Source organism: Bradyrhizobium sp. (assembly GCF_016219575.1).
Taxonomy (GTDB): Bacteria; Pseudomonadota; Alphaproteobacteria; order Rhizobiales; family Xanthobacteraceae; genus Bradyrhizobium.
This window is the reverse complement of record NZ_JACRMG010000014.1, coordinates 1-8,903: the sequence shown is the minus strand read 5'-3', so window position 1 is coordinate 8,903 and position 8,903 is coordinate 1. Positions and strand designations below refer to the sequence as shown.

At 61.4% G+C, this 8,903-nt stretch carries 10 protein-coding genes and 2 pseudogenes; 1 reads left to right on the top strand and 11 read right to left on the bottom strand.

Annotated features, from left to right (window positions below):
- From HZB49_RS13940 to HZB49_RS13895, 10 genes and pseudogenes are all read right to left on the bottom strand, one after another.
- Positions 1-137: pseudogene (locus HZB49_RS13940) on the bottom strand (CopG family transcriptional regulator); the annotation flags it as partial.
- Between the two features lie 11 nt (positions 138-148).
- On the bottom strand, positions 149-2,125 hold the full coding sequence (locus HZB49_RS13935) for a conjugal transfer protein TraG (RefSeq protein WP_291612267.1): 1,977 nt from the start codon (positions 2,123-2,125) through the stop codon (positions 149-151).
- A gap of 89 nt (positions 2,126-2,214) precedes the next feature.
- Positions 2,215-3,942 (bottom strand): VirD2 family relaxase/mobilization nuclease, encoded by a 1,728-nt coding sequence (locus HZB49_RS13930; protein WP_291612265.1) that lies wholly within the window; start codon positions 3,940-3,942, stop codon positions 2,215-2,217.
- Between the two features lie 378 nt (positions 3,943-4,320).
- Positions 4,321-4,830 (bottom strand): S26 family signal peptidase, encoded by a 510-nt coding sequence (locus HZB49_RS13925; RefSeq protein ID WP_291612263.1) that lies wholly within the window; start codon positions 4,828-4,830, stop codon positions 4,321-4,323.
- Positions 4,827-5,291: a DUF2840 domain-containing protein gene (locus HZB49_RS13920; RefSeq protein ID WP_291612261.1), complete on the bottom strand. Its 465-nt coding sequence runs from the start codon at positions 5,289-5,291 to the stop codon at positions 4,827-4,829. The genes HZB49_RS13925 and HZB49_RS13920 overlap by 4 nt, the downstream gene beginning before the upstream one ends.
- Positions 5,292-5,590: 299 nt before the next feature.
- Entirely contained in the window at positions 5,591-6,493 is a 903-nt protein-coding gene (locus HZB49_RS13915) for a replication initiator protein A (protein WP_291612258.1), read from the bottom strand.
- Positions 6,494-6,495: 2 nt separating this feature from the next.
- Positions 6,496-6,774 carry a helix-turn-helix domain-containing protein gene (locus HZB49_RS13910; protein ID WP_291612256.1) on the bottom strand — a complete coding sequence of 93 codons (279 nt, stop codon included), beginning with the start codon at positions 6,772-6,774 and terminating at the stop codon, positions 6,496-6,498.
- A gap of 133 nt (positions 6,775-6,907) precedes the next feature.
- Positions 6,908-7,309 (bottom strand): DUF2285 domain-containing protein, encoded by a 402-nt coding sequence (locus HZB49_RS13905; protein WP_365857824.1) that lies wholly within the window; start codon positions 7,307-7,309, stop codon positions 6,908-6,910.
- 178 nt (positions 7,310-7,487) lie between these two features.
- Positions 7,488-7,676 (bottom strand): DUF6499 domain-containing protein, encoded by a 189-nt coding sequence (locus HZB49_RS13900; protein ID WP_291612254.1) that lies wholly within the window; start codon positions 7,674-7,676, stop codon positions 7,488-7,490.
- A 138-nt stretch (positions 7,677-7,814) separates the two neighbouring features.
- Complete coding sequence (locus HZB49_RS13895; RefSeq protein WP_291612252.1) at positions 7,815-8,102, bottom strand: DUF2285 domain-containing protein; 288 nt, start codon at positions 8,100-8,102, stop codon at positions 7,815-7,817.
- Between the two features lie 158 nt (positions 8,103-8,260).
- Here HZB49_RS13895 and HZB49_RS13890 point away from each other — a divergent pair, with 158 nt between their 5' ends.
- Positions 8,261-8,512: a helix-turn-helix transcriptional regulator gene (locus tag HZB49_RS13890; RefSeq protein ID WP_291612250.1), complete on the top strand. Its 252-nt coding sequence runs from the start codon at positions 8,261-8,263 to the stop codon at positions 8,510-8,512.
- 90 nt (positions 8,513-8,602) lie between these two features.
- Here HZB49_RS13890 and HZB49_RS13885 read toward each other — a convergent pair.
- Positions 8,603-8,770: pseudogene (locus HZB49_RS13885) on the bottom strand (DUF736 domain-containing protein); the annotation flags it as partial.
- Positions 8,771-8,903 lie beyond the last annotated feature (133 nt).

Sequence of the window (8,903 nt, the reverse complement as noted above, 5' to 3'; positions counted from 1 at the left end):
GATTCGTCGGGCGAAAGGAAGGAGGCGATGGCAGCCTCCGCGACCAGCGACTTGGACTTGCTGTGACGCTTTGCGAAGGCCTCCAGGCCAGCGAAGGTCTCTGGATCGAGATAGATGCTGAGTTGGGCCTTTTTCATGCTCGCTAAGCCTAGAGATCCATCGGATCGTCGGGGTCGACGGTGATGGAACGTGCGATGCCCTGCATCGAACGGCTCAGGGCCCTCGCCTGCACGGCATCCGCGTCGCCATCATCCGGCGCGGCATCGAACTCGTTCTCGGCCAGCGGCGCCTTAATGACGACATCCTCGTGTTGCGGCAGCGCAGGTTCACGGCGAATGCCGCCGTTGGGATCACGCGATCTCCGCTTCACCTTCGCGAGGAGTTCGACAGAGGGTTGAATTGGCGTGCGGCCTGACCAATCGTCTGCCCGCGCGAGCAGGGTGACCGGATTGGCGGGGGATGGATCCAAGATTCGGCGCTTCAGTTGCGTATCTTCATAGTATCGCACCTTTCTGGCGCGCACTGGGCGCACACCCGAGACCATTACAATCGCCTCGTTAGGCGAGAGCTGCATGACTTCACCGGGCGTGAGCAGCGGCCGGGAGGTCTCCTGGCGGCTGACCATCAGGTGCCCAAGCCAGGGGCTCAAGCGGTGCCCCGCATAGTTCTTCATCGCGCGCATCTCGGTCGCGGTCCCAAGGGCGTCCGACACGCGTTTGGCGGTGCGCTCATCGTTGGTCGAAAATGCAACCCGGATGTGACAGTTGTCGAGGATAGCGTGGTTCGGCCCATAGGCGCGTTCGAGCTGGTTGAGGCTCTGGGTGATCAGAAAGCTGCGAATGCCATAGCCTGCCATGAAGGCAAGCTGACTCTCAAAGAAGTCGAGTCGCCCGAGCGCTGCAAACTCGTCCAACATCAGAAGCAGCTTCTGCCGCCGTCGATCGATGTCCAGGCTCTCGGTTAATCGCCGTCCGATCTGATTGAGTACCAACCGCATCAGAGGTTTTGTGCGGGCGATGTCGGATGGCGGTACGATAAGGTAGAGTGAGATGGGCCGGGGTCCGTCAACGAGATCGCGAATGCGCCAATCGCTCCGTCCCGTGACCTTGGCGACGACGGGATCGCGATAGAGCCCGAGGAAACTCATCGTGGTCGACAAAACACCCGAGCGTTCGTTTTCGCTCTTGTTGAGGAGTTCGCGCGCGGCCGAAGCGACCACGGGATGAACGCGCTCTCCGAGATGCGGCGTCGCCAACATCGCATTCAGCGTCGCCTCGATCGGGCGTGACGGATCAGACAGGAAGTTGGCGACGCCGGCGAGCGTCTTGTCGGCTTCCGCGTAGAGGACATGCAGAATAGCGCCAACGAGCAAAGAATGGCTGGTCTTCTCCCAATGATTGCGGCGCTCGAGCGCGCCTTCGGGATCGACGAGGATGTCCGCGATATTTTGGGCGTCCCGTACCTCACAGTCGCCTTTGCGGATCTCGAGGAGCGGGTTATAGGCCGCGCTTGCCTGATTGGTCGGGTCGAACAGGAGCACGGGCCCAAAGCGCGCACGCCAGCCCGAAGTGAGCTGGAAATTCTCGCCCTTGATGTCGTGGACGATGGTGGAACTTGGCCAGGTCAGCAGGGTAGGAATGACCAAGCCTACACCCTTGCCCGAACGGGTCGGAGCAAAGCAAAGGACATGCTCAGGGCCATCGTGCCGAAGATAGCGGCCATCAAAACGGCCGAGCACGACTCCCTCAGGCCCAAGAAGCCCGGCGCGCCGAACCTCCCGCGTATCGGCCCAGCGCGCCGAGCCGTACGTGGTCACCTGCTGAGCTTCCTTCGCCCGCCATACCGAGAGCATGATGGCAATACCGATGGCGGCGAACCCGCCGCTTGCGGCGATGCAGGCCCCCTCGACAAATATCTTCGGCGCGTAGGCGTCGAACTGGAACCACCAGACGAAAAAGGCAAGCGGCTGATACACCGGCCAGCGCCCGACCATGAACCAGGCAGCCCCGAGCTGCGGCTGGAAGGCGAGACGCCAGGCCGTCCACTCAGTCGCCGTCCAAACGAAAGCGAGCACGACGATCGAGATAAGGAACAGCTGCCCCCAAAGAATCTTGGTCGCGGACATAGGCCCAGAAGCGCTCGCCCTGCGCACCCACGCAACGACAATATCTCTGGTGTCGCGGTCGCGCGCGGCGCAGCGCAAAGATCGGCGGGTCAGAGCGAAAGGTCGCGCTTGCGTCCAAAACTCCAGTCGACGCCGCAGGGGCCGGCGATGCCGCTTACTTGCCTGCCAAGTTCGCGCTCGAGGGACGGTATCCAGGGTACAAGCTGGAAGCCTAGGCCATTGTCGATCATCGCGAAGCGGCCGGAGGCAAGCGACAGCCGTCGGCGATAAATCCCTGAAACAGTTTCGCCCGACTCTGCGGGCATATGCGCCAGCCCCGTTTCTTCGGACAAGCGCTTACCCGCGGCATCGAGCTCGCGGGTGCGCAGAGTCCCGATAAGATTGCGGCCGAGGATGACCTTGTCTCCATCCCGGCGGACGAGACCCCGTTCCGCCAGCGCGTCGATCCGACGATCAAGCGCGCCGCGGACCTCGGCGCCGAAACCGGCGCGCGAGAGATCGCCGGGTTCGCGGGCAACCAGGCGCCGATCGAGCCAGGTCGCCCCTTCGGCTGCTATCTGCTGGTCGAGATTGAGGTCCGAGCGGACGGCAAGCGCAATCCGCTGTCGGCCCCATGTGTCTTCAAAACGACGCAACTCCACAATGCCACCGATCGGACCGTCGCCGGCCGCATCGATGTCGGGCAGCCTGAGGTGGTGCACACGCCCGTCGATCCCGTCCACCACGGCAAACGCTGTTCCCCTCAACTCGTCATCCAGCCCTCGGGCGATGAGACGGCCGATCACGGGTTCGCCGTGGCCTTCGCCCTCGAGCGCCCAGGATGACAGCGCGCGAGATGCACCATCCTTGGCCAGGCTCTTGTGCAGCCGCTTGATAATATCGCCGCGCTCCCCAAGCGCCCGCAATCGTTGTTCCGCATCATCAGCCAGAACCCAGCGCGCGGGCCCGGTCGGCTCTGCCAGTCCCAACCGCTCAAGCGTCCGCATCCGGCCGATCCGGATTTCCCTCAGTGGATCGCGCGTGACATCGCATTCGGGCCGAAGATCGACCACCCCTTCTGCCCTGCCCGCTTCCCGGGCAAGCACCCGATCGAGCCGCGTCCAGCGTTCGCTCGTGACCTCTGCCTCGAGACCGTGCTGTATCTCAAGCTCTGATCGCGGGCCGAGCTCACGTGTGACGAGATCACCTGCGCGCGCCCGCAAGCCTGATCCGATGTAGTCGCGGCTAATGACAAGATCGGAACCATCGTCCGCGCGACCACGCACGAGAATATGAATATGCGGATGTTCAGTATTCCAATGGTCCACGGCGACCCAGTCGAGCCGCGTGCCGAGATCACGCGAGGCCTGATCCATCAGCTCACGGGTAAAGCTCCGCAGGCTTTTCAGCTCAGTGGCATCATCCGGCGAGACGATGAACCGGAAATGATGCCGGTCGCCGTCGCAGCGTTCCGCGAAAGCGCGGCCGTCTGCATCATCCCCGGCAGCATCGAAGAGTTTACCGGGCGATCCATCCCGGGTGGCACCATCCCGTTTGAGATAACCAATATGAGCCCGCAGAGCGCCAGGCGACCGCATCCGACGTACGACACGTGCCTTGACCATGGCGCCGCGGGCGCGGTTGGTGAGGAGCCGTGCCGCGGCAAGACTTGCCGCACGGCCGCGACCGAAGGAACCACCCCTTCTAACTCCACCGTGTGACAGACCGCCTGCCTTGTGCGCGGCCCTGAGGGCCTGCGCGAGAAAGGACTTTGCCTTGGGCGCGCGCGTCGATCGGATACGGCCTGGACGGATGCGGAAATCGTCGTTACCGGTCATCATGCCCGCCACAAGGTGTCGGAAGCTCAGCAACAATAGCGCGTTGCCAGAAATCGCAACTTGTGCCGGGTATTTGCAATGTTTGCGGCGTCATTAGAATTTGCTGGTGTTTCCTGCCCCAACCGACCGGCCGCACCTTGCGGCTTTTATCCTGCCCTCGTCGGTTGGTTCGCCCCTCCTCTCTCCCAGCCACTCTCGAACTTGCGAAAATCTCCGACAGCATGCGACGAAGTGCCATGGCGGGCGCGAGCATTGCGCGAAGCCTCAGCAACGCAAATGCGGCCTCACTTCGTGGGGAATCACTGCAGAGGCTTTTGCGGTGGCGTTGCGAGGACTCGAACAGAATCGTTGCAGCTAGACTGCTCATGCCAACCATGATCATTCTCCCTCGGTCCACACCGGGATCGCTTGGCCGATAACGGCGGACGCTGGAATAGGCCCGAAATAGCGCCCGTCAAAAGAGTCCGCCGACTGCCAGTTCATGACAAAGATTTCGCCGACGAAAAGAACGCGGCATCCCTGCCAGACCGGTAACGGTCGGCCGCGGGCGTCGCGTTCCCTCGCCTGCCCAACCTCAATGCCGTCGACAGCAATTGCGAGCCCGGTTCTGCAGACGGTTTGTCCGGGGAGCGCGAGGATTCGTTTCAGCATGGGCACACCGATCGGCAAATACCCATTGAGATTGAGGAACGTCCCAAGCGGCTCCGGGGGTCTAACCGCCACGAGTTCGGTGACGCTCAATCGATGGACCGGCTGCAATCGGTACAGGCCAATGGGCGCGCTCTCCGAAGCGTTCCAAATGTAGGAAGGAGTCTCGTTTTCGCTTCCGGCCAGCACGAGGGCGACGCTTCCAAACGTCGCGAGAATGGTCGTCATTCGGCTGGTCATGACGTCACTTTCCGGCGATGCAACCACGCCTGGTGACGCCCGCGCGTGTAGGTTCGCGGCACCTCGTTGACTGACAGACGGTTGTGAACGTGGTGCCAGTAGTCAGGCGCAGCGTCCGCGGGATCGATCCCGAGAGCTTCCACCGCATCTATCAACTGCAGAACTCGCTCGACCTTTGGCCAGCCCGATAATCGCAGCAGGCTCTCGCCGCCGGGGTTGATCCAAGGGACAGTTGAGTAGCGCTGGCCCGGTGCAGCCGCGCGCAGGATATCAATGCGGGACAGCACGGTACCGAAGTCGTTGGATGTCCAGCGCACGAACGCAAAGATGCTGCCGGGCGCGAATGAGAGGACACGCCGATGAGGGTCGACGATCTTTTCAGAGATCGGACGACCAAACCGAATTCGGTTCTCAATGCGTTTCTCGAGCCACAGAAGCTCGACCGTCGTAACGTCATTCACTTGCGACTCCATGTCAGTGTTGGACGGCACCCACAACCGCACCCATGGATACCGAGATGCTGGAGCGCAGGCCTGAAAGGAGGAGTGCGGTTCTGGTCGTCGCGCCGCAGTTGGGCCGGCAACAGTCCTGCTGGCACCGCATCCCGGCCGTTGGAATCCGAAGGATTCCCTGTTAGTAGAGTTACGAGGTCGAGAAGATGTTGTGCGCCAAGGCGTTGAGTGCGATTCTGGTCCCCGATAGCACGAGGATCCGGTCCCCGATGGCACGAGAGTTGTGGTCCCCGATAGCACGAGAGAATTCACAGCTTATCCCCCGCGTGAGGTACGAGGCCGCGCTTTCGTAGCCGCTCAATAAGCGGATCGATCGCGGTTGGTGCAAAGTTCAGCCGCTCCGCGCCGTTTGGATCCTGCGTGATGATGAGTTCGTAGCCTGGCAGGGTCTGCCGGCGCACGAGCTGACGCAGGTCGTAAGCAAAATGCTTGACCGGCGATAGGCTGCCGGATTTGGCGTGAAGGTGTACGACGTCGAAGCTCCAGCCGCCGCCCTGACGGCCGCCGTGCTTGCGGACGAGACGATACAGCCAGCGCTCGAGCCCGCCAGTGAGATCGAAATATCCGCGATCGATGGTCAGCACGAGCGCATCGTTCAGGACACCCGTGTAGAACCAATCCGGCAGGATCAGCTCAAGTCCACGAGGCTTGCCGTGGCTATCTGCCGTTTCCTTCCACTCGTTGATCCAGGAGAAGCGATGCCTCCGCCGTTCTGTCGGCTGGCGGATTGAGGTCACGACGGTCGTTGACTGGAGTCGGTCGAGGGCGGCTTTGAGGCGGTCATAGTCGCGGACACTGGTGCCGCGACCGACAAACGTCAGGATTTCGTACGGCGTCGTGGCCATCAGACGCGATGTCTTCAGACCGGTATCGCGAGCCTCAACGATCTGTGAAGCCGCCCATATCAAAACGTCCGCGTCCCAGATCGTCGCCATGCCGTGCTCTGGCACGGCCTCGACGCGGATCAGGATGGTCCCCGCGCGGAAATCGATCGGAATGATTCGCTTGGACTTTGCCAGCGAGAAGAATGGGTAGGCCATCAAATCTTGCGCATCGCGCGCGGCCAGGTCGCCGGGCAGTGCGCGAAATAGATCGAGTTGATCGCGCTCAGAGCGGCGGCGTCGTTGCGGGGATGAACTGCTGTCCGACATGGTCAGCGACGCTCCTTCCCCGCGTAAGGGACGGGCGCATGCCGTTTTGCAGGCAGCACGATGCCGCCGCCTGGATCGCTGGTTGAGGTCTTGGTGCCGCGGTCGGCCCAAGCCTTGAGGTCGTCGAGCGCATAGACGACGCGGCCGCCGATCTTTCGGTAAGCGGGGCCCGTGCCGTAGGTCCTGTGTTTTTCCAGGGTACGGCCGGAAAGGCTGAGGAATCGGGCCGCCTCGGCCGTGCGCAAGTATCGTGGCGGCAAGCCGGCGTTGGGATCGCCCATCTGAAAAACTCCGTGGTCCTCTGGAGCGCCAGCGAGGTCGGCGGCGCGTCGACGGACACATTGGCGGAGTAGAGCCTCGATGGGGGATGCCGAAGATAAGGGGGCGTATTTTTCGATACCCCCCGAGGCGCGCTTATTTCTTGCGAGATGCCGGACGCAACAATGCGCGATAGCCGCCACGCATCAGCGCAAGACCGCTCTGGACCAGGCGAATGGTCCGATTGCGCAGGTCGTGCGTCTTCCAGTCGCGTTCGGAGATGCGTCCGGCGCCGAACAGGACTTCCGCTATTTCCCGGTAGGTGCTGCCGTCCGTCCGGGCATCGAGCGCGCGCAGAGCAAGCGCGAGCCGGCGCCGACGGTGCGCGGAAAGCGCATGCAGCGGCGGCCCTGCGGGCCTGCCATTGAGAGCTCGCCACAGCCGCCTGCCTGCATCCGCGCGGAATTCAAAGTCACGGTCGAGCGGCAGTTCGACCGCATAGGTACCGGCAACGACCGGCGCTTCCTTGAACCAAACGCGATGTTCTACCTTGCGCAAACGCAATACTGCGTGCCAACCGTCAGGGCCTTGGCGCAGCTCACCTTCGGTTAAGTCACCGAGATCCAGGGCACCACGAGACTGCGGGACCGCGAGCGAAACAGGCCGCACCGGAACGACCGTCGGCAGAACTTCCGGCGCCCAGAAGATGGTCTGTTCGAGGCAGGATTGGTTGGGGTCAGCTCCGAAAAGACAAGCCCCAACGCTGGCGGAATTCCGGGCTTACCTGGGGAAGTACCTTCGACGCGCTACGATAATCAGTTCGAAAATCGGGATTCCGGCGGAGACATTCCCACGCTAATCCGGTGGTTTCCGCCTCATGAACGCGATCATAGGCGTTAGACGATCTCCAATCGAATGCTGACATTACGGGTCCCCATCGCACTGCAAGATTGATGCGCGATAAACCTGACCAGCAATGGTTGAGGAAGTCCCTAATCGTGCATCGCGTGATGCAGCGGATCGAACTCCGAAATCAGGGAGCAAGTTCTTCTACGGGAGGGCTTTAAAGATTCGGATTTGATGCCCCGCCTCGCAGCAAGTGACGATATCCATGCTCTGTCATCCATTTCGCGCGAGCCAAATGGGTATCAAACGCGGTTTTAGCGCGATCACGCTCAGCTACAGGATCAATGTGCAGCACAAGCCGCGCCACTTCGCGCCAGTCTGCACCCTCTGCATCCGCATCGAGCAGGCGCAAATACGTTATAATGTGCTCCTCGTCATATGCCGTGAGGACGGAATCCGTCGGTGCAGCCTCGGCGAGGTCTGGATCTCGGGGTCGTTTCTTCATGCGTTCGTCACAGAGCGAGCGATTCTAACTCCCTGCCAACCGAAATGATCCACGTGACTTACTTTAGCCCAATTTTGATCATTGCCGCCAGCAGGATTTCTATGAATACACATTATAGGAGATAAACCTCATAGTATGTAAAGACGCAACTTGCGCACATGGATATGCGCAAGCTGGTTGGCCGCAATTTTGCGAGATTTAGAAAAGCAAAGGGCTTCACCCAAGAAAGTTTTGCCGATGCTTCTGGCTTTACCCAACAATATATCAGCGGTCTCGAAACAGGCCGACGCAATCCGACGGTTGTGACGCTATTTGAACTCGCCAGCACGCTCGGGATAAGCCACGTCGATCTCCTTGTGCCTGATGATGAGGCCCGCAGCGAGCGGGCAAAGAGCGGCAAGCGCAAATAGCCTTGTCTAGTCGGGTAACACCCGAGAGCCGGAAGTGCGGACATGCAAAAGCCCCGCCCGGAACACCGGGCGGGGCTTGGCGAGACGGGTCTAATCGCCGTTCTTCCGCGGCCGTGACCACAGCAGGCTGTAGCCTTCGCCACCCTCGTCGTCGAACAAGTTCGCGTAGATCGGCGCGTTGAAGGAAGGATCGTCAAGCTTGAGCGAGAGATAGTCGCGGCCTTCCTCGGAGCGCTTCGACCAGGCTGCTCCGATCTCGGTGTTATGTGGTGCACCACATAAGGCCGATTATGCGAAGCGTGGCGTTATGCGGAGTGGTGGCGTCTGAGTGCAGGTTTTCCGCGGGTTTCGGGACCGCCGCGCTCCGCATAATATCGTGAGAGAAGCAGCG